The following is a 21,819-nucleotide window of genomic DNA, read 5'->3' on the forward strand; positions in this document are numbered from 1 at the left end:
AATTTCACGTATTAATAGTTAGTTTTTACAGTGTTTTTTGCTTCATCTTTAGCAGCGTTAAATTCGTCTTTAACCTGATTAAATTTAGCTTTACCCTCTTCAATCATATCTTTTCCATTGCTGGAAAGCGTGTGTAGGATCCCATCTACTTTACCTTTTAAATCATCTCCGTAATCTTTTGATTTGTCTTTGATTTTTTTTCTGGTATTCGAACCTTTGTCCGGTGCAAATAATACTCCTAATAATGCTCCTGCAGCTGCAGCTCCTAAAATTCCTAAGATTGTGTTACTCGTTTTCATAATATTTGATTTAGTAATTAATAATTTTTTTTGTATAATTTTTATTGATGTTTAAATACTTCGACCTTTGATAAGTCTAAATAGTATTGCTATTACTGCAATTACCAATAAGATATGAATGATGCTTCCAAGACTGTAAACAAAGAATCCAAGGGCCCACAGAATAACTAAAATGACTGCGACTGTGTATAATAAATTTGACATAATATTTTGGGTTTAAAGGGTTAATTACTTTTTTTTAGTTTAATTTGTAAGCTAGATATAACGATAAGTTACTGTTTTTTGCATCTGGATAAGTAAAAGTAGTTCCGCCAACGGTTCTTTCTTTTCCTACGGTAGTTAATCCGTAATTGTAACGTAATCCGATACTAATAGGATTAAAATCTACTCCAACACCGGCTGCAATACCAGCATCAAATTTGTTCAGATCGTCGGTATCAATTTCTTCTTCAAAATTAAAATCTCCTTCACCCGTTAATTTAGAACTTACCAAATAAGAGGCATAACCACCTGCATGAACATTAAAGTTTTTAGTAATATTTACTCTTACTAATAAAGGAACTTCAATATAGTTTAATTTGAATTTTGAGCTTCCAGAAGCAAAAGCATTGTTGTACTCTAATTCTGCACCTTTTGTAGTAAACAAAATTTCAGGTTGAATAGCAATAAAATCAGAGATTGGCAATGTGGCGTATAGACCTGCATTGAAACCATAAAGGATGTTTTCGTCATCTGCATCATCAGTATAGAGGTTAGACATATTCAGACCACCTTTTATACCAAACTCGGTAGAAACAGTATCGTCCTGTGCCTGCATCACTCCAAAAGAAGCGGTCATCAATAAGGTTAAGGCGTATAAAATTCTTGATTGCATTTTCATAGTGTTAAAATTTAAATGTTAGTTAATTTATAATTGTATTTAATTGATTCTCTCTTTTAATTTTTCTGTTTCTCTTAAAAACTCATACTGTATTGGCAGAATTGAGTTGGCTAATTTTAAAATACTAATGTCTCCTGTTTCCTTTGTTATTGTTTGAAGTAAATTAATTTCATCAGACAATGCATTTGTCATATCATTTAAATACAGTTTGTCAAAATTCTTTTCTTTTGCATTCATCAGTTTGTAGAGATCATCGTTTCCCGCCGCATTGATTTCAGAAATGATAATGAGCTTTTTATTGGCCATTTTCGTGATTTCCTGAAAAACATTATTTTGTTGATGCTCTAGTCTTTTACTCAATTCTTTTATATCATGTTGCAACGTTTTTTGCTGTGCAATCTGACTTTTCGAAACCATTTTTTTACTGATATTTGCCGTAGCAATAAAAAAATGTGCTTCTCTTTCTTCCTCCGTATTATTTTCTAAAATTTCACTTTTAGTTTCCTCTTCCAGAGTATCGTTTTCTTTGCAGGATTCAGCAGAAAAAAGAATTAAAACGGAAAGAGCTATTTTGTAAAATAATGATTCCGATACTAATTTAACTCTCATATTTGCTTTCTAAAAGATTACATTACAAAGGTGCTAACGAAATGTATCTTTTGCTTTACAGCATAAAAAAGAAACGTTATATAATTCCCATAAAGGACTTATATAACGCTGTTTTGCTGGTTTTATGGGTTTTTATTCGGGAAGAAAAATAGTAAATACCGACCCTTTGTTTGGTGTACTGTCGGCAATAATATACCCTTTATGGTTGTCTACAATTTTCTTGCAGATAGCAAGACCAATGCCGGTACCTGGATATTCTGTTTTAGAATGTAAACGTTGAAAAAGAATAAAAATGGTTTCTTTAAACTGAGGGTCAAAACCCATTCCGTTATCAGAAAAAGTAATTTTATAAAATTTCTTTACTGATTGATCCAGTAATTCGGGATACAAAGTGGAATGTATTTTATCACATTCGATCACAATTTTTGGTGCAATATCATTTTGGCTGTACTTTAAAGAATTTCCAATCAAGTTGATAAAAAGCTGTTCTATTTGATATGGAATTACGTGTAGTTTAGGCAATTTTGTGGTGATAATAACGGCCTTTTTTTCTTCGATCGCTTCGTTTAATTCTAATTGCGCATTTTCGAATAATTCCGTCAAACTCGATTTTATGAATTCCTTTTTTGTTGTATTGGTTCGGGAAAATAAAAGCAGATCATCAATTAAGACACGCATCCTTTTGGCAGAAATTTCAATTTTAGAAATATAATTTTTTCCGCTTTCAGACATTACCGCTTTATCGGCATCTGAAACTCTCGAAATAAAAGTCTGAATTTTTCTGAGCGGTTCCTGCAAGTCATGACTTGCAACGTGATTAAAGGAAGCCAGTTCTTTATTGCTTTTTTCAAGTTCGCTATTTCGCTCTTGCAGTTCGATATTCAGCAAATGCTCATCTGTTATATCAAAATTGATTCCTAATAAAATTTTACTTCCATTTCTGTCCACCAAAAGTTTTCCGGTAGATTTTAAGTACCTAATTTGATGATCGGGACGAACAATTTTATAATAAACAAACGGAAGCGATTTGTGGTTGACAATTCCTTCCATTGATTTTTCTATCATCGCTTTATCATCTGCATGCACAAATTCTAGGAAAGTCTCTTTTGTAGGCACAAACGCTCCGGGTTCATAACCTAACAAACGAAATTGGTTATCAGAATAAATTATTTTGTCGGTCTCTAAGTCCCATTGCCAGGTGCTGAATTTTCCAATTTTTTCAGATTCTGCCATTAAACCGGAAGAAATTAAGAGTCTTCGGTTGTATATTTTTAATCGAACAATATCCTTGCTTATTTGTCGGTAGGCCAGTAAAATAAAAGTCATAGCAGCCAAAAACAAAGAGATAGAAAAGACAGGGCCTAATGAAGTTTCCTGATCGTATATTTTGAGTCTCTTTTGTAAATATTTTTTCTCAATATCATTCATTTCATCGACCTGAAACCGAATGTTCTCCATCAGAATTCTGCCGCCAAACATGTGATTGTCTAGTTTTCTTTTATCATAAGTGGCAGGTTCGCTGTATTTTAAACAATTTTCGAAAGAAGCAAAACGAAGAATAATGAGTTTGAATAACCGTTGAAGGTTTTGTTGTTGTTTGGGATTGTCTGCCGTAAGTTTTCGTAAAGCAATAAAAGAGGTGTTTACTTTGTCTCTTGAAAAAAGATAAGGACTCAAGAAGCGGCTGTTTCTGGTAATAATGTATCCGCGCTGTCCTGTTTCGGCATCTTTTATCGCAGACATCAAGCGTTCTAGCTGAATGTTTATTTCGTAATTATGCATCAATAGCTTACTGGATTCGTTCAAATCCCTGTTGTGTTTGTAAGCTATTGATGAAAGAAATAATAAAATGAAAATAGCAATTACAAAAATAACTCTTAATGAGTTTGAAGAATTAAACTTTGGAATCCACTTCATTGTCAATCACTATTATAGTCGTAACAAAAAGTTATCACGGTTCAAGCCAGATGTTTGATAGTGCCAATTTACTGTTAGGACTTCATTAATAATTTTTTTCAAATCATTAAAATCACTTGGTTTTTTGATATAAATATTAGCTCCTTGTACAAAAGTATCTTCTATATCCTGCTCAGAAGAAGAAGTAGAATAAATGGCGATAATAATATTTTTTAACCGCTCGTTTTGCTTAATTTCTGCTAAACACTCTTTACCAGTTTTTTTTGGCATATTCAAATCCAGAAACAGTATGTCCGGTAATTTTGCATCTGGTTGCGTTAAATATTCCATTAACTGCATCCCATCAAAAGCAAACTCTACCTTAGTCTGTACTTTTACTTCTTCAAAAGCATCCTTAAAAAATAAGCGGTCATCTTCATCGTCATCAGCGAGTAAGATATGTAATGCGTTTTTTTGCATTGATTTGTATGGTATTTAGTTTTGTTTTAAATGTTCTCTTCTTTTCCTGATAATCCTCTGAAAAGCAGATGGTGTAATTCCTGTCGTGTTTTTAAACTGCGTACTCAAATGGGCAACACTTGAGTAGTTAAGTAAAAAAGCAATTTCGGTTAAGCTCATCTCATTGACCAACATCAATTGTTTGGCTCGCTCAATTTTTTGCAATATGATAAAATTTTCAATTGAAGAATACGTTACTTCAGAAAAAATGTTGGATAAATAACCGTAACTATGATTTAACTTCTCTGCTAAAAAAACAGAACTTTTATAATTATTGCTGTCTTCCATGTATACGAGCTCAATAATGGCATCTTTTATTTTTTGTACCAAAACGCTTTTTTGATTCTCGACAACCTCGAAACCGTAGGGACTCAAGTTCTTTTTTAAAGTCTCTAATGCTTCAATACTAAGGTTTTCATCAAGCTCAATTTCTCCAAAGCCTAAAGTGGTAAAATTTACATTTTCTTCCTCTAATTTTTGTTTTAAATAAAGAGAACAAATAGTATTGATGTCAAACTTGATAAATAATTTCATGATAAATAAATAATGGTTAAAGATACTTATTTTATTTTTGGTTTAAAATTTAAAAAAGGCATGAAAAGTTAAAAGATATAAATGTTTCAAAATCAAAAAAATACCGTCTAATTAGCGTATTAGACGGTATCTTGTTTGAATAAAAAAAGTTACAAACCTGAGAAAATATCTTGTAATTCCTCTTTGGTTTTTCCTAATTTCTGTTGAATCTTTCCGTATAACTCATCTTCTTTTCCTTCTTCGTACAATAAATCGTCGTCTGTCAGGTCAGCATATTTTTGTTTTAGTTTCCCTTTTAGCTCGTTCCAGTTTCCTTTTATTTCTGTAGTGTTCATGATCTTATTTTTTTAAAATTAATAGTTTTGTAAAATTGCAAATTGTCACTTTAATATGTATTATATTTATTTTTGAGATTCTTCTATAATTCACATTTATTATTTTCTAAATAGAATAGCGGCGTAAAATCCATGCCATTTTCTCGTGTTGTTGTAATAATCCCGTGATAAAATCGGCAGAACCTATGTCATTATTGTCATTTTCAAATTGCGGAATATAATCACGAAACTCTGTTACCAATTGCTCGTGATTGTTCAAAAGTTCCTCAAGCATCACTTTTTGAGACACATATTCCTTTGGAGATTCTTTTAGAGTAGAGTTTTCGATAAACTCTTTCATTGTACCAATTGTTTTTTCGCCCAGTTGACTAATGCGCTCCGCTACTTCATCAATATTTTGTTCTAAAATGCGGTACTGTTCTTCAAATAATTTATGCAATTCCATAAAACTGTTTCCTGAAATATTCCAGTGAAATTTTCTGGTTTTTACATACAATGTCATTTCATTAGATAAAATAGTGGCTAATATGGTGGCGCTTTTCTTTAAGTTTTTTGTTGTAATTCCGATGTTTGGGCTCATAATAATTTCATTAAATGTTGTTTTACAAAGTTAAACAATCAATACGCCCTTTTTCTTACATCATTTTATAAAGATATTATAGAAATTCAATGTTGTCTTAACACATTTCTAAATCTAATGTTGTAGTTTTGGCGGCAAATAAAACCAAAATCCTAAATTTTAATGAAAAAAACAGTAATTATTTTAATGCTTTTTGTAGCTACATTATCAGCAAAAGCCCAGTCTTATATGGGGTATTTTCATGATAATTATGCTGGAGTTCAAAGTGTGCTTTTTAATCCAGCTTCTATAGCAGATTCTCGTTTTAAAACAGATATCAATCTATTCTCCATTAGTGGTGCAGTTCAAAATGACTTGTATGGAGTAAAACTTTTTGATGTTTATAAAGACGGTTATGATTTTGATAGGGAGGCTAAGAGATCACCATTAAATCAAAATAATGCTCTTGTAAATTTTGATATTATGGGACCTTCCTTTATGTTTAATATCGCTCCAAAACATACAATTGCGGTTTTTACAAGAGCAAGATCAGTTACTAACCTTAGAAATGTTAACGGAAACCTAATAGATCAGGTGAAAGAAGGTTTAGATGAAGCAAGCGATTTTAACTTTAATGCGGGAAATGTAAATGGAGCTTCTAATACTTGGGGCGAACTCGGAATTTCGTATGCAGCAGTTTTGTACCAAAATAATCAACACTTTTTAAAAGGAGGTTTAACAGCCAAATATTTGCAAGGTGGTGTAAATGGATATGTTAAAGGTCAGGATGTTAATGTAGCTTTTAACGAAAATACAGTAGATCCTGATAGAGGTACCTTGGTTTCAAACGGACAAATTACTGTTGGTACGAGTCAGGATTTTGAAGCAAATGAAGATTATAAATTTGATTCTAATGCCAATGGTTTTGGTTTTGATTTGGGACTTGTGTACGAATGGAGACCGGATTACGAACAATATGATTTGAGTAAAGCGAAACGAGCGGATAATAATTTCAGAGATTTAAATAAATACAAATTACGTTTCGGATTATCGGTAACAGATATAGGATCAATTAATTACAAAAAAGCAAGACAAGATACCTATGATGTAAATGGTACGATCACACAGGAAATGATTAATGACGCAGGTAATTTTTATGAATTTCTTGAGGATAATTATACCAAAACATCTTCTAAAATTGGTATGAAAACAAATTTACCAACAGCGCTTCATGCCGACGTAGACTGGAACATGTACAGAAAATTTTATTTGAATCTTAACGGAGACATTAATATGGTTGCTGCTAATAAAGTAAACGGTTACGGAATTGCAAACCGAGTATCTTTAACACCTCGTTATGAAAGCAGATGGTTTAGTTTTTATGTACCAATGACTTACATGCAATACAGCGGCATGCAAGTGGGTTCTGGTTTGAGAGTGGGAGCATTTTTTGTAGGATCAGGTTCTGTGCTTACGAATTTAGTTTCGAAAGAGTCAAAAGCAGTAGATTTTCATTTAGGGATTAAGATACCGGTGTACGAAAAGAAATTTAGAGATAGAGACGAAGACGGTGTTATAGATAAGGAAGATACTTGTAAAAAAGTAGCAGGTCCAGTAGAAAATAAAGGTTGCCCATGGCCAGATTCAGATTCAGATGGTGTTTTTGACAAAGACGATGCATGCGCAGATCTTGCGGGTCCAGTAGAAAATAAAGGTTGTCCTTGGAAAGATTCTGATGGCGATACTTTATTAGATAATGTAGATGCTTGTCCTGCAATTTCGGGACCTGTAGAAAACAAAGGTTGTCCTTGGCCTGACACAGACAAAGATGGGGTTTTAGATAAAGACGATGCTTGCCCGAACGAAGCTGGATTACCAGAAAACAAAGGTTGCCCGAATCTAGACGCTGATAAAGATGGAATTTCAGATAAAGAAGATAATTGTCCTTTGATTTATGGTCCAGCAAGTAATAAAGGTTGTCCTGAAGTTTCAAAAGCGACATTAGAGCAATTGAGAGTAGAAGCAAAATCGATCTTTTTTACAACTGGTAAAGCTACTTTAAGCGATGCAAAAAAAGGAGAAACATCAGGAAGATTAGACGCTATAAAAGAAATTTTGAAGAACTATCCAAATGCTAAATTTGCGATTAACGGTCATACAGATAACGTTGGAAATGCAAAAGCAAACCAAAAATTATCTGAGGCAAGAGCTAAAGTGGTTATGGATCTTTTGATAGAGAAAGGAGTAAATCCTGCCAACTTAACTTCTAAAGGTTATGGTGCTACAAAACCTGTTAAATCAAACAAAACAGCATCAGGAAGAGCAGAAAATAGAAGAACAGAAATTGTTTATTTAGGCAATTTGTAAGCCTAAATGAATATAATACCAAAAAGCCATTCTTAATTGAGTGGCTTTTTTTATTTTTGCATACTTTCTAAAAAGAATTATTTCTTTGCAATAGAAGTTCTAAAAAAACAAGAATGACAACACAACAACTACACGAACAAATTTTACAAAAAAAATCATTTTTATGCGTAGGATTGGATCCCGATCTTAGTAAAATTCCTCCTCATTTATTAGCAACAGAAGATCCTATTTTCGAATTTAATAAAGCCATAATTGATGCGACACATGATTTGGCAGTAGGCTACAAACCCAATACCGCTTTTTTTGAAGCTTACGGAATAAAAGGTTGGATTTCTTTGCAAAAAACAATCGAGTATATCAACCAAAACTTTCCCGAAATTTTTACTATCGCAGATGCAAAACGCGGCGATATTGGAAACACTTCAAGCATGTATGCAAAAGCATTTTTTGAAGATTTGAATTTTGATAGTGTAACCGTTGCTCCTTATATGGGCAAAGATTCGGTCGAGCCATTTTTGGCATTCGAAAACAAGTTTACGATCATGTTGGCCTTGACTTCAAACGAAGGTGCTTTTGATTTTCAAACCTTAATTACAAACGGAAAAGAGTTGTACAAACAAGTTTTAGAAACCTCTAAAACATGGAAAAACAGCCACAATTTAATGTATGTAGTTGGCGCGACCAAAGCCGAATATTTTACAGAGATTAGAAAAATTGTACCAGACAGTTTCTTACTTGTTCCCGGAATTGGCGCTCAAGGCGGAAGCTTATCAGAAGTGTGCAAATATGGCATGAATGATAAAATCGGATTATTGGTCAACTCGGCAAGAGCGATTATTTATGCATCAAAAGGCACTGATTTTGCAGACAGAGCCAGAGAAGAAGCATTGTTGGTTCAGAAAGAAATGGAAGGGATTCTAAATTCCAAATTTCAGGTTTAAAGTTTCAAGTTGCATGACTTTGAGACTAATTTTAAATGCAAAGTACACAAAGCTTTTAATTGATTCTAGCTTTGCGAACTTTACGCTTTTTGAACATACTGTTAGATAAAGACCTTAGCGAACTTTGCGGTTAAATTAATACAATTTAAAAACTTGAAACTTGAAACAAAACAAAGATGAAACAATTTCTTGATCAGCTGGGGACTTTACATTCTTTTGAGACTGCTCCAACTCGTATCATCTCGTTGGTACCTTCGCAAACCGAATTATTATACGATTTAGGTTTAGAAGAAAAAATAGTGGGAATTACCAAATTTTGTGTACATCCTTATCATTTAAAGGCTACCAAAAAAGTAGTTGGCGGTACCAAAAAGATTCATTTTGAAAAGATAAAATTATTGCAACCTGATATTATCATTTGTAATAAAGAAGAAAATACCCAGGAAATAGTGGCTCAATTGAGTATGATTTGCCCCGTTTGGGTCACCAATATTGTTACGATCGAAGATAATTTTCAGATGATTCATGATTTTGGTCAACTCTTCAATTATAGAACCGAGGCCCAAAAATGGAACGACAAGTTGACTTTCGCTTTAAGCGATTTTAAAAAATACATTCAGGATATTCCACAAAAAAAAGCGGCTTACTTTATCTGGAAAAATCCTTATATGGTGGCCGGAAAAGAGACTTATATTAATGAATTATTAAAGCTGAATCATTTTGAGAATATTTATGAGGAGCAAGGCCGTTATCCCGAAGTTGAACTCAAAAAAATGCGTTTAGAAGGTGATCCTGATTTGGTTTTACTTTCTTCAGAACCATATCCTTTCAAAGAAGAAGATGCTTTTGAGATTGGTCGTTTTACCCATCATGCCAAAACTATTTTTGTTGATGGTGAAATGTTTTCCTGGCACGGAAGCCGACTGTTAAAGGCTTTTCCGTATTTTAAATTACTTCATGAGAGATTAAAAAAATAGTTTTACTACAAAAATCACCTTTTTAATTTTTCAATTCTTAAGAAATATGTGTTGTAAAACCCAAAGTGAAGCAAAAAATAGTACCAAAAAAAATGCCGGCATCTCGAAGAAGCCGGCATCATTTAACTAACCAAAACCAAAATAATAAATAACCAGTTTATTACCTTACAAAGGTCTTATATATCTATATGTTTTGTTGTTAATGTTTTGTTATTACTTTGTTGGGCATAAGTTAAGATTTAAGAAGTGATCATTTTACCTTTTATTGAATGTTTCATAATTTTTGGCTATTAAAATATAAAAACAATCAATTTTGTTTATTGAAATAACAGTTATTTGTTTGTATATTTGATAAAACGTTAAATATCAAGGAAATGTGATTTTTATGAAAAATTGCGATTTAAGAATATAACTTTATTACACACCCAAAAACAGTAACAAAAATGAGTGATTCAAACGAAAGTAAATGTCCTTTTCACAACGGGCAAATGAAACAAACTGCAGGTAGCGGAACATCTAATAAAGATTGGTGGCCAAATCGTTTAAATTTAAGCATATTACGCCAAAATTCTTCTTTGTCAGACCCAATGGAAGAGGGTTTTGATTATGCAGCAGCTTTTAAAACTTTAGATTTAAAAGAAGTCAAAAAAGATATTTTTGATTTAATGACAAATTCTCAAGATTGGTGGCCGGCAGATTATGGTCATTATGGTCCTTTGTTTATTCGTATGGCTTGGCACAGTGCAGGAACCTATCGTATTTCTGATGGTAGAGGTGGTGCGAGTTCAGGTAATCAGCGTTTTGCTCCCTTAAATAGTTGGCCGGATAATGGTAATTTAGATAAAGCCCGATTTTTGCTTTGGCCTATCAAACAAAAATATGGTAAAAAACTCTCATGGGCTGATTTGATGATTTTGACAGGTAACTGTGCATTAGAATCGATGGGTTTTAAAACTTTTGGATTTGCCGGCGGTAGAGAAGATGTGTGGGAACCTGAACTTGATGTCAACTGGGGTAACGAAACCACTTGGTTGGGAGATACACGTTATAAAGGAGATCGTGAGCTCGATAACCCATTGGCAGCGGTACAAATGGGACTCATTTATGTAAATCCTGAAGGGCCAAACGGAAACCCTGATCCTGTAGCTTCTGGTAGAGATATTAGAGAAACTTTTGCCCGAATGGCCATGAATGATGAAGAAACTGTGGCTTTGATTGCAGGAGGTCATACTTTTGGTAAAGCACACGGTGCGGGTGATGCTTCTTTAGTAGGAGTAGAACCTGAAGGAGCAAGTATCGAGCAAATGGGACTTGGCTGGAAAAGCAGCTTTGGTTCTGGAGTAGGAGGAGATGCTATCACAAGTGGTATCGAAGGAGCTTGGAAACCCAATCCGACGATTTGGGACAACGGATATTTTGAAACATTATTTAAATACGACTGGAAACTAACAAAAAGTCCTGCAGGCGCACACCAATGGACGCCAACAGATGAAAGTGCTTCGACTACTGTAGAAGATGCTCATGATCCTAACAAACGTCATGCACCGATGATGACGACTGCAGATATGGCTTTGAGAATGGATCCTGCTTACGAACGTATTTCGAGAGATTATTTCCAGAATTTCGACAAATTTGCAGATGCTTTTGCAAGAGCTTGGTACAAACTAACCCATAGAGATATGGGACCAATTTCTCGCTATTTAGGTCAAGAAGTACCTAGTGAGATTTTGATTTGGCAAGATCCGGTTCCAGCGGCAAAATATGAGTTGAATCATAATGATATCGAAGCTTTAAAAGATAAAATCCTTTCAAGCGGACTTTCAGTTTCTCAGTTAGTAACTACCGCTTGGGCATCCGCATCTACTTTTCGTGGTTCGGATAAACGTGGTGGAGCCAATGGAGCTCGCATTCGTCTGGAACCTCAAATCAATTGGGAGGTAAATAATCCAACACAGCTCAAAAATGTTTTAACAACTTTAGAGACCATACAAAACGAATATGTAAGTTCAGGAAAACAAGTTTCTATTGCCGATCTGATAGTTTTAGGAGGTTCTGTAGCGATAGAAAAAGCAGCCAGTAATGCTGGATTCGATATAAAAGTGCCGTTTAGCGGAGGTAGAGGAGATGCTACTTTAGAACAAACTGATGTACATTCGTTTGCGGTTTTAGAGCCAAAAGCAGATGGATTTAGAAACTATAAAGAGGCAAATACAGATCTTATTACCGAAGAATTATTAATTGATAAGGCACAATTATTAACCTTGTCTGCACCAGAAATGACAGTCTTATTAGGTGGCTTGAGAGCATTAAATGCAAATTATGATGGTTCTAAACATGGCGTTTTGACTTCGCATGCCGAAACCTTAAGCAATGATTTCTTTGTGAACTTATTAGATTTAAGTACGGCTTGGAAAGCTACCAATGATTCTGGGGAAATATTTGAAGGACGCAGTCGTGCTACAGGTGAAATAAAATGGACAGCAACGCGTGCAGACCTTATTTTTGGTTCTAATTCTGAGCTTCGTGCCATTGCAGAAGTGTATGCGTCTAGCGATGCCAAAGAAAGATTTGCTAAAGATTTCGTAGCTGTTTGGACAAAAGTGATGAATCTTGATCGATTTGATGTAGCAAAATAAGCAGAGACTTAAAGAAGCAAATAGCTTTTAACTCAAAAACCCGACAGATCTTTAAAAATCTGTCGGGTTTTATTTTTTAAGCTTTATAAAAAAATAAAACTACGAAAAAACCACTGTTTTATTTCCATATACCATCGTTTTGCGTTCGGCATGCAGTTTTATCGCTCTTGCCAAAACAATACGCTCCAAATCACGGCCTTTCATAATAAAATCATCAACAGAATGTATGTGCGAAACCCTTGCAATATCCTGCTCAATAATTGGTCCTTCATCTAATTCTTCTGTAACATAATGACTGGTTGCACCAATAATTTTTACCCCTCTTTTAAAAGCCGAATGATACGGTTTTGCGCCAGGAAAAGCAGGTAAAAAAGAATGATGAATATTGATAATTTTATTTTCGTAAAGCGAAATCAAATTAGGAGTAATGATTTGCATATAGCGCGCCAAAACGATAAAATTAATCTGAAATCTTTTCAGCAATTCAATTTGATGTTTTTCGCCTTCTTCTTTATTGTCTTTTGTAAAAGGAACACAGTGAAACGGAATATCAAATCGTTCTGCTATCGATCGTAAATCGTTGTGATTGCTGATAATCAACGGAATATCAACATTTAGTTCTCCTGCGCTGTAACGTCCTAAAATATCAAACAAACAATGATCATATTTTGAGACAAATAACGCCATTTTAGGCTTCTGTTCCTGATTGTACAAATCCCATGACATCTCAAAATCGGTGGCAATAGTTTGTTCAAAATCGGTTTTTAAATTTTCAATCGTAATGCGATGATTGGTTAATTCACATTCCAATCGCATAAAAAACACATTTTGATCCAGTTCAACATGTTGGTCGATATAGGTAATATTTCCTTCTACTTTTGCAATAAAAGTTGTTACTGCCGCAATAATTCCCTTTTGGTCTCTACAATGAATCAGAATGGTTATTTTTTGCATTTCGATATAGTGTTTAATCGGTTAATCATTTCATTTGTTTAATCGAAAATTGCTAGAATTTTTAGTGATTATGCGGTCAAACAATTAACCGATTAAACATAATTTTTATTTTTTGTCCTGCATTGCAAAAACACTTTTCAACAAAGGAGATGTTCTCGCACTAATATTGGTTCTAATTTCTTTTTCTTCAACTGCAATCATTTTAAAAACGCCCACCAAGGCTTGGTTGGTGGTGTAATCTGTCAAATCTGGATTTACTTTTTTTACTAACGGAATCGTGTTGTACTTCGTTATAATTTTGGTCCAAACCACATCGGCACCTACTTTTTCAAAAGAACTTTTTATCACAGGATTAAACTTGCTGTACAAAGAAGTTGTAGTGCTGCCTTGCAAATAGGTCGTTGCGGCGCTGTCATTTCCTAGTAAAATATTCTTAGCATCTTTAAAAGACATGTTTTTTACTGCCGAAACAAATATAGGTGTCGCTTCTTTTACAGCATCTTCAGCAGCACGATTTAGCACTTTTATTCCCTCGTCTGCAAGTGAGCTCAGACCTATTTTTCTCAAAGTAGCATCTACTTTTTGCAACTCCGCAGGCATCAAAATTTTTACCGCTTCATTTTTATAAAAACCGTCCTCAGCGGTCAGTTTACTCACCTGCACCGTAATTCCTTTGTTCAGCGCTTCTTTAAGCCCCGATGCAATATCCACTCCGCCCATACCTGGTATTTGCGAGGTAATTTGAGGCAACTGATTCAATATTTTCGGCATTTGTGCGCATGATGTTAACGAAAATGCGAGCATAACTATTACTAATTTTTTCATGTAAATTGGGGGTTTTATCAAATTCAAAAATACTATTTAATCTACAACCAAACTATTATTTTCTTTCAGGAGCAGTAACATTTTGTTTCATAAGTAACAATTGTCCCGCTGTCCGCTAAATTCCGCGCAGAAAAAGCGCGGGATATCGCTTCCATCAGGGCTAGATTAGAGGTTTTGTTATCTATAAGACGTATTGTTTTATCTTTTAAGCAAATCAATTTCTTCGTCAGTCGCTTTTACATAAACAGACAATTCGCTGTATTTCCATTTTACTTTTTTTGTAGCGACTACAAATAAAATCCCTGTACCTTTTGACCCTTTTATCGGAATTTCTAAATTACAATTTCCTGTATTACCACTCACATTGATGCTTCCAGAAGTCATTCCATCAGCTTCAATAGGTTTTCCTAGTTTGTCGATCACAAGTTGGTTGTGCTGCGCAGTATTCATGGCACCTTGATAGGCATCCGAATTCTCCATCATAGAAGTGACACCAAAGAAAATAGCGCTTATAAACAAACCAATGAGTACTAAAATACTAACACATCCTGTGGGTACAAACCATTTCCAGTTCCTGTCCCACCAGCTTTTTTTCGGTTGATAGTGATCGTCGTGCATATTTAAAATAAAAAATTAAAAGAATAATAATTGAAAGATACTAGTATTCTTCTAAATATAAATTCAAATTTTAGTTTTTTAATTCAAAGTAACATTTTCTTTGCGAAAATAAAGTCCAAGTTCATTCTCTCTGATAAACATCTGTATAAAAGCTAATTTTACCAGATTTATTTATGATTGTTTTAAATTTTTACCCTTATTTGTAAACTAATAGTTGCTTTTTTTATTAACATACGGTTGTAAAGAAGATACAAATATTAAAATATTTTGTAAATTGCTCCCTTAAAATTATCATATTCATAAAATGGAACAACAAAAACCATATATTCCTAAAAATAAAGTAAGAATTGTTACCGCTGCTTCACTTTTTGATGGGCATGATGCAGCTATTAATATCATGCGCCGTATTATTCAGTCAACAGGTGTCGAAGTGATTCATTTGGGTCACGATCGAAGCGTTGAAGAAGTTGTAAATACTGCTATTCAGGAAGATGCCAATGCAATTGCAATGACTTCTTACCAAGGCGGGCATAACGAATATTTTAAATATATGTTTGATTTGCTTCACGAAAAAGGAGCGGGGCATATTAAGATTTTTGGCGGAGGCGGAGGCGTAATTCTGCCAAGCGAAATTTCAGAATTGCACGAATATGGTATTACTCGAATTTATTCTCCAGATGATGGGCGTTCGATGGGTTTACAAGGGATGATTAACGATTTGGTTGAGCGTTCTGATTACCCTATTGGAGATCAGTTAAAAGGAGAACTCGATCATATCGAAGATAAAAATCCTACTGCAATCGCTCGTTTGATATCGGCGGCTGAGAATTTTCCAGAAATTGCAAAACCAGTTTTTGATAAAATACATACAAATAACGAAGACTCTAAGATTCCTGTTTTGGGTATAACTGGAACAGGTGGAGCAGGAAAATCATCTTTGGTTGATGAATTAGTTCGTCGTTTCTTAATCGATTTTCCAGAAAAAACAATCGGATTGATTTCTGTCGATCCTTCTAAGAGAAAAACAGGAGGAGCGCTTTTAGGAGACAGAATACGAATGAATGCAATCAATAATCCTCGTGTTTACATGCGTTCGTTGGCAACTCGACAGTCAAATTTGGCTTTGTCAAAATATGTAGCCGAAGCCATTCAGGTTTTAAAAGCTGCAAAATACGATTTGATAATTCTAGAAACTTCGGGAATCGGACAATCAGATACCGAAATAATGGATCACTCAGATGTTTCTTTGTATGTCATGACGCCCGAATTTGGTGCGGCTACACAACTCGAGAAAATCGATATGCTTGATTTTGCCGATTTGGTGGCGCTGAATAAATTTGATAAAAGAGGTGCCCTTGACGCCATTCGAGATGTAAAGAAACAATACCAGCGCAATCATAATCTTTGGGATAAAAATCCTGACGAGATGCCTGTTTTCGGAACTATAGCTTCTCAGTTTAACGATCCCGGAATGAATACGCTGTACAAAGCGATCATGGATAAGATTGTCGAAAAAACCGCATCTGATTTGCATTCGACCTTTGAAATTACCCGCGAAATGAGTGAGAAAATATTCGTGATTCCTCCTCATAGAACACGTTATTTATCTGAAATCGCAGAGAGTAACCGGAATTATGATGAAATAGCTCTTTCTCAACAAAAAGTAGCACAAAAATTATACGGAATTTTCAAAACCATAGAATCGGTTTCGGGAACACTTCCGCAAATCAATAAAGCAGGAATAGACGATGCAACTGTTTTACCAAATGGAATTCAGGAACATGATGAAAATAGAATTTTCTTAAATCTTTTACTCAATCAGTTTGATAAAGTAAAAATGGATTTAGATCCTTACAATTGGGAGATAATTTTAAACTGGGATGAAAAAGTAAATAAATACAAGAATCCAGTTTACAGCTTTAAAGTTCGTGATAAAGAAATTAAAATTGCGACACATACAGAGAGTTTGTCACACCTGCAAATTCCGAAAATAGCTTTGCCTAAATACGAAGCTTGGGGCGATATTTTACGTTGGAATTTACAAGAAAATGTTCCAGGAGAATTTCCGTTTGCCTCAGGATTATACCCATTTAAGCGCGAAGGCGAAGATCCGTCAAGAATGTTTGCGGGAGAAGGTGGGCCAGAAAGAACCAACAAGCGTTTTCATTATGTGAGTGCAGGATTGCCTGCAAAACGACTTTCTACAGCTTTTGACAGTGTGACATTGTACGGAAACGATCCCGATGTACGTCCAGATATTTACGGAAAAATTGGTAATGCCGGAGTTTCGATTTGCTGTCTAGATGATGCTAAGAAACTGTATTCAGGTTTTGATCTGGTGCATGCTTTGACTTCTGTAAGTATGACAATCAATGGTCCAGCACCAATGTTGTTAGGCTTTTTTATGAATGCTGCTATTGATCAACAATGCGAATATTACATTAAAAACAATGATTTAGAAAAAGAAGTTGATGATAAAATCAACAAAATATATGCAGAAAAAGGTATTAAACGCCCGAAATACCAAGGCGATTTACCCGAAGGAAATAATGGTTTAGGATTAATGCTTTTGGGTGTTACAGGAGATCAGGTATTGCCTTTGGATGTTTATAACGAAATAAAAGCCAGAACATTATCTCAGGTTCGTGGTACCGTTCAGGCAGATATTTTAAAAGAAGATCAGGCACAAAATACCTGTATTTTCTCAACCGAATTTGCTTTGCGATTAATGGGTGACGTTCAGGAATATTTTATTACCAAAAACGTTCGTAATTTTTACTCAGTTTCAATTTCGGGGTATCATATTGCCGAAGCGGGTGCTAATCCTATCACGCAGTTGGCATTTACGCTTTCAAATGGTTTCACTTACGTGGAATATTATTTGAGCCGTGGCATGAACATTAACGATTTCGGACCAAATTTATCATTCTTCTTTTCAAATGGAGTAGATCCGGAATATTCTGTTATTGGTCGTGTGGCACGTAAAATTTGGGCGAAAGCCATGAAAAACAAGTACGGAGCCAACGAAAGAGCTCAAATGTTAAAATATCATATTCAGACATCTGGTCGTTCTTTGCACGCACAGGAAATTGATTTTAATGATATTAGAACGACTTTACAGGCTTTGTATGCTATTTATGATAACTGTAATTCTTTGCATACCAATGCGTATGATGAGGCTATTACAACGCCAACCGAAGAATCGGTGCGTCGTGCCATGGCAATTCAGCTGATTATTAATAAGGAATTAGGTCTGGCCAAAAACGAAAATCCAATTCAGGGCTCGTTTATCATCGAAGAATTGACAGATTTGGTTGAAGCTGCTGTTTTACAGGAATTTGACAGAATTACAGAACGTGGAGGTGTTTTGGGTGCAATGGAAACCATGTACCAGCGTTCTAAAATTCAGGAAGAAAGTTTGTATTACGAAACCTTAAAACACAACGGAGATTTCCCAATTGTAGGTGTTAATACATTCTTGAGCTCAAAAGGTTCGCCTACTGTTATCCCTGCTGAGGTTATTCGTGCTACCGAAGAAGAAAAACAATATCAGATTACGATGTTGGATAATTTGCATCAATTTCACGAAGCAAAAGTAAACGAGCATTTAAATAAATTACAGGAAGCCGCCATTAAAAACGAAAACTTATTCGACCACTTAATGGAAGCGACAAAAGTTTGCTCACTGGGCCAGATTACTTCGGCGTTGTTTGAAGTGGGAGGGCAGTATAGAAGGAATATGTAATTATAAAAAACCAAAAGCAGCTCATTGAGCTGCTTTTTTTTGATCTTGAGGCAAAAAATCAATTATTAGCGACGAAAGGCAGGACTTTCGTTTACAGATTGCTCTAATTGAACTGTTTTTGATTTTTTGTTTGAAACAAGAATCTCATGTTTAACAACTTTAGTGTTTTCTTTTACTTCTAAAATATAAGTTCCAGTAGGATAACCTTCTAAACTTAATGTTTTTGAAATTTCTAATTCGTTTACAGCAGAAACTCCTGTGTACAACAAATTATTATTTTCGTCATAAATGGCAAAACTTGATTTCTCAACGTTGTTTAAAGTAAAGCTAATTACTTTTCCATTTCCGGTTTTTATATACAAGATATAATCCCCTTTTTCACCAAGTGCATAAGTAAAAGTTGTTGTTAGAAATAAGGCTACAACAAGCCCCAATTTGAAAATTTGTTTCATGTTTTTTTAATTTTAAATAATATTGATGGTGCCACAAACATACAAATACAAATTGAATTATTTGCAAAATTAACTCTTTTATGAAGTGTTAAGTTGCAGAATTTTAAGTATTTACATGTTTTGTTTGATATATGTACGTAATTTTTGACTTAATGGATGTTTTTTAGCTATTTTTTTTAATGCCTAAAAATCAGATACTTATAAATTATTAAGAATTGGTTTTCAAAAATTTTAGAAATTAGGATTTTATCAAAAATAAAAGCATAAAAAAACAGCTCAATAACCACAAAGAGCTGTTTTTAAAACTGTAAAAGTTTTTAACTTTACTAACTATCGAACCTCATTTTTATACTTTAAAAAAGTATAATTAATTAGCGTACTACTACGCTCGTGTTTTTTGCAGCACTACCTGTTTTGTTAACTGAAGAAATTGCATTAGATGATAAAATAGACTTATCATGATTTACCACAATTTCGTGTCTAACTCTTTTTGCATTATCTTCAATTTCTAAGAAGTAAGTTCCTTCTGGAAATTCTTCTAAGCTAAAAGTTCTCAAAATTCCATCTTTACCTGAAGCATTTTCAGAGTAAATAAGAGTACCGTCTTTTTCGTAGATCGACAAATTTGCCTTTTTTACATTGTTTAATGCAAATGTAATTAGCTTTCCATCACTGTTTCTAATTACGTGAAGAGCAAGATCTCCATTACCGTCAATTGCAAAAGCACTAATTCCTGTGAAAAGTACTCCGCACACTAAACTTAATTTTAACATCTTTTTCATAACCTTAATTTTTAAATTAATTAGTTCTAATTCTCTGATGCTAAATTACTTCAAGACTTAGTTTTTAAGCACGTCTCTATTGATGCATTTCGATGCTATATTCTCATTTACGAAACCGTTATAGGTTAAAATTTGAATTATTTTAAATGTTTTTGTTAATTCACTTACTATTTTTCAAATTTTAAGAAATTGTAAACTTTGATACAGAACATTTTTTTATAAATAAATTTTTACAGATTTATAAGTCAAACTTGGATCAAAATTCAAAAAAAATAAGCAAAAAAAAACAGCTCGAGAACCACCAAGAGCTGTTTTTAAAACAATCACGTTTTAACTTTACTAACTATCTAACCTCATTTTATACTTTATGAGAGTATAAAACTACTTAACGTACTGCTACGCTAACATTTTTAGCAGAAGAACCTGCTTTATAAACTGCTGAAATTGCTTTGGTTGATAATGTTGAGATGTCATTATTTACTACAATTTCATGTTTAATTATTTTTTCATTATTTTCAATTTCTAATAAATAAGTTCCTTCCGGAAATTCTTCTAGGCTGAAAGTTCTTAAAATTCCATCTTTTCCTGAAGCATTTTCAGAATAAATTAGAGTTCCATCCTGATCATAAATTGATAAGTGTGCTTTTGTAATATTGTTCAAAGCAAAACTAATTAATTTACCATCATTATTTCTTATTACATGAAGAGCAAGATCTCCATTTCCGTCAATTGCAAAAGTACTGGTTCCAGTGAAAAGCACTGCGCAAAGCAAACTTAATTTTAACATCTTTTTCATGACTTAAATTTTTAAGATTAATAGTTCTAATTCTCTGATGCTAAATTACCTTAATAAAAATGTGTTTTTCGCAACTCTATTGACTAATTTCTATGCTGTATTCTCATTTACGAAACCGTTATAGGTTAAAATTTGAATTATTTTAGGTGTTTTTGTTAAATTTGCTATTATTTTTCAAACAATTCAAATGAAGATAAATGCGCCGGCTCTTGAAGTGATTTCCAACTCGCATGGTAGTTCTTTTGCCTACACAAAACATGCGCAAAAGGCTAATCTAAAATCGCACTTATGGCATTACCACCCAGAAATTGAATTGGTTTTTATTAATGGCGGTGCGGGAAAAAGACAAATTGGAAGCCATATTTCTTATTATACTAACGGAACCTTACTTTTGATTGGGTCTAATTTGCCTCATTGTGGCTTTACTAATGAAAATACGGGAAATACCAATGAGACTGTGATTCATATCAAACCTGATTTTTTAGGGAATGATTTTTTTGGCGTACCTGAGATGAAAAGAGTGCAAAATATTTTGAATCAGGCCAAAGCAGGAATCGCATTTGGAGGCGAAACCAAAAGGCGAATAGGGGCTAAGATCGAAATGATGGAAAATCAGGCACCGCTGGAACGATTGTTTGCACTTTTGAGTATTCTGGACGAATTAGAATCTTCTGTAGAATATACAGTGCTCAATGCTGACGGATTTTCGTTAGGATTGCATGTTCAGGATAACGATCGTATCAATGTTATCTTCAATTATGTAAAGGATCATTTTCAAGAGCCTATTTCTGTTGATGAAGTGTCGAGTTTGGTAAGCATGACAACACCTTCTTTCTGCCGTTATTTCAAAAAAATTTCCAATAAAACCTTTACCGAGTTTGTAAACGAGTACAGATTGGTGCATGCTTCAAAATTATTGGCAGAAAAACCAATCAGCATCAATGATGTTTGTTATGAAAGTGGCTTTAATAATTTTAGTCATTTCAGCAAATCTTTCAAACAATACACAGGAAAAAGTGCTTCGCAATACCGTCAGGAGCATAAAACGATTATTATGTAAACGTTTATTTGGTAAAAGAAACACCAAGATTCTAC

The 21,819-nt window shown here is 33.9% G+C and carries 21 protein-coding genes; 6 read left to right on the top strand and 15 right to left on the bottom strand.

What is annotated here, in order from left to right; translation table 11 throughout:
• Window positions 1-11 precede the first annotated feature (11 nt).
• The 9 genes from J3495_RS10005 to J3495_RS10045 form a co-directional block, all read right to left on the bottom strand.
• Window positions 12-299, bottom strand: a complete 288-nt coding sequence (locus tag J3495_RS10005) for a YtxH domain-containing protein (protein WP_210666414.1) — start codon at window positions 297-299, stop codon at window positions 12-14.
• A 51-nt stretch (window positions 300-350) separates the two neighbouring features.
• Window positions 351-503 (bottom strand): lmo0937 family membrane protein, encoded by a 153-nt coding sequence (locus tag J3495_RS10010; protein WP_210666415.1) that lies wholly within the window; start codon window positions 501-503, stop codon window positions 351-353.
• A 34-nt stretch (window positions 504-537) separates the two neighbouring features.
• Window positions 538-1,179 carry a porin family protein gene (locus J3495_RS10015; RefSeq protein WP_210666416.1) on the bottom strand — a complete coding sequence of 214 codons (642 nt, stop codon included), beginning with the start codon at window positions 1,177-1,179 and terminating at the stop codon, window positions 538-540.
• A 39-nt stretch (window positions 1,180-1,218) separates the two neighbouring features.
• Entirely contained in the window at window positions 1,219-1,788 is a 570-nt protein-coding gene (locus J3495_RS10020; protein WP_210666417.1) for a DUF4142 domain-containing protein, read from the bottom strand.
• A 132-nt stretch (window positions 1,789-1,920) separates the two neighbouring features.
• A complete protein-coding gene (locus tag J3495_RS10025; protein WP_210666418.1) occupies window positions 1,921-3,705 on the bottom strand; it encodes a sensor histidine kinase in 1,785 nt (594 codons plus the stop codon).
• 12 nt (window positions 3,706-3,717) lie between these two features.
• Window positions 3,718-4,164, bottom strand: a complete 447-nt coding sequence (locus tag J3495_RS10030) for a response regulator (RefSeq protein ID WP_210666419.1) — start codon at window positions 4,162-4,164, stop codon at window positions 3,718-3,720.
• A 15-nt stretch (window positions 4,165-4,179) separates the two neighbouring features.
• Window positions 4,180-4,737: a helix-turn-helix domain-containing protein gene (locus J3495_RS10035; protein WP_210666420.1), complete on the bottom strand. Its 558-nt coding sequence runs from the start codon at window positions 4,735-4,737 to the stop codon at window positions 4,180-4,182.
• Between the two features lie 149 nt (window positions 4,738-4,886).
• Complete coding sequence (locus J3495_RS10040) at window positions 4,887-5,072, bottom strand: CsbD family protein (protein ID WP_210666421.1); 186 nt, start codon at window positions 5,070-5,072, stop codon at window positions 4,887-4,889.
• Between the two features lie 106 nt (window positions 5,073-5,178).
• Entirely contained in the window at window positions 5,179-5,652 is a 474-nt protein-coding gene (locus tag J3495_RS10045) for a Dps family protein (RefSeq protein ID WP_210666422.1), read from the bottom strand.
• A gap of 162 nt (window positions 5,653-5,814) precedes the next feature.
• On the opposite strand from J3495_RS10045, the gene J3495_RS10050 reads away from it, so the two are divergent.
• From J3495_RS10050 to katG, 4 genes are all read left to right on the top strand, one after another.
• Entirely contained in the window at window positions 5,815-7,998 is a 2,184-nt protein-coding gene (locus tag J3495_RS10050; protein WP_210666423.1) for a DUF5723 family protein, read from the top strand.
• A gap of 113 nt (window positions 7,999-8,111) precedes the next feature.
• Entirely contained in the window at window positions 8,112-8,939 is an 828-nt protein-coding gene (gene pyrF, locus J3495_RS10055; protein WP_210666424.1) for an orotidine-5'-phosphate decarboxylase, read from the top strand.
• Window positions 8,940-9,115: 176 nt separating this feature from the next.
• Window positions 9,116-9,916 (top strand): ABC transporter substrate-binding protein, encoded by an 801-nt coding sequence (locus J3495_RS10060; RefSeq protein ID WP_210666425.1) that lies wholly within the window; start codon window positions 9,116-9,118, stop codon window positions 9,914-9,916.
• Between the two features lie 443 nt (window positions 9,917-10,359).
• A complete protein-coding gene (katG, locus tag J3495_RS10065) occupies window positions 10,360-12,552 on the top strand; it encodes a catalase/peroxidase HPI (RefSeq protein WP_210666426.1) in 2,193 nt (730 codons plus the stop codon).
• A gap of 99 nt (window positions 12,553-12,651) precedes the next feature.
• Here katG and purU read toward each other — a convergent pair whose 3' ends face one another.
• The 3 genes from purU to J3495_RS10080 form a co-directional block, all read right to left on the bottom strand.
• Window positions 12,652-13,506: a formyltetrahydrofolate deformylase gene (purU, locus tag J3495_RS10070; RefSeq protein ID WP_210666427.1), complete on the bottom strand. Its 855-nt coding sequence runs from the start codon at window positions 13,504-13,506 to the stop codon at window positions 12,652-12,654.
• A gap of 105 nt (window positions 13,507-13,611) precedes the next feature.
• Window positions 13,612-14,331 carry a DUF4197 domain-containing protein gene (locus J3495_RS10075; protein ID WP_210666428.1) on the bottom strand — a complete coding sequence of 240 codons (720 nt, stop codon included), beginning with the start codon at window positions 14,329-14,331 and terminating at the stop codon, window positions 13,612-13,614.
• Between the two features lie 198 nt (window positions 14,332-14,529).
• Window positions 14,530-14,949: a cytochrome c oxidase assembly factor Coa1 family protein gene (locus J3495_RS10080; RefSeq protein WP_210666429.1), complete on the bottom strand. Its 420-nt coding sequence runs from the start codon at window positions 14,947-14,949 to the stop codon at window positions 14,530-14,532.
• 304 nt (window positions 14,950-15,253) lie between these two features.
• On the opposite strand from J3495_RS10080, the gene J3495_RS10085 reads away from it, so the two are divergent.
• Complete coding sequence (locus tag J3495_RS10085) at window positions 15,254-18,694, top strand: methylmalonyl-CoA mutase family protein (RefSeq protein ID WP_210666430.1); 3,441 nt, start codon at window positions 15,254-15,256, stop codon at window positions 18,692-18,694.
• Window positions 18,695-18,759: 65 nt separating this feature from the next.
• Here J3495_RS10085 and J3495_RS10090 read toward each other — a convergent pair whose 3' ends face one another.
• From J3495_RS10090 to J3495_RS10100, 3 genes are all read right to left on the bottom strand, one after another.
• Window positions 18,760-19,146, bottom strand: a complete 387-nt coding sequence (locus tag J3495_RS10090; RefSeq protein ID WP_210666431.1) for a secretion protein — start codon at window positions 19,144-19,146, stop codon at window positions 18,760-18,762.
• Between the two features lie 371 nt (window positions 19,147-19,517).
• Window positions 19,518-19,928: a T9SS type A sorting domain-containing protein gene (locus J3495_RS10095; RefSeq protein WP_210666432.1), complete on the bottom strand. Its 411-nt coding sequence runs from the start codon at window positions 19,926-19,928 to the stop codon at window positions 19,518-19,520.
• Window positions 19,929-20,313: 385 nt separating this feature from the next.
• Window positions 20,314-20,724 carry a T9SS type A sorting domain-containing protein gene (locus J3495_RS10100; RefSeq protein ID WP_210666433.1) on the bottom strand — a complete coding sequence of 137 codons (411 nt, stop codon included), beginning with the start codon at window positions 20,722-20,724 and terminating at the stop codon, window positions 20,314-20,316.
• A 187-nt stretch (window positions 20,725-20,911) separates the two neighbouring features.
• On the opposite strand from J3495_RS10100, the gene J3495_RS10105 reads away from it, so the two are divergent.
• Window positions 20,912-21,784, top strand: coding sequence for an AraC family transcriptional regulator (locus J3495_RS10105; protein WP_210666434.1), 873 nt, complete (start codon window positions 20,912-20,914; stop codon window positions 21,782-21,784).
• Window positions 21,785-21,819 lie beyond the last annotated feature (35 nt).

The organism is Flavobacterium geliluteum, assembly GCF_017948595.1.
Taxonomy (GTDB): domain Bacteria; phylum Bacteroidota; class Bacteroidia; order Flavobacteriales; family Flavobacteriaceae; genus Flavobacterium; species Flavobacterium flavipigmentatum.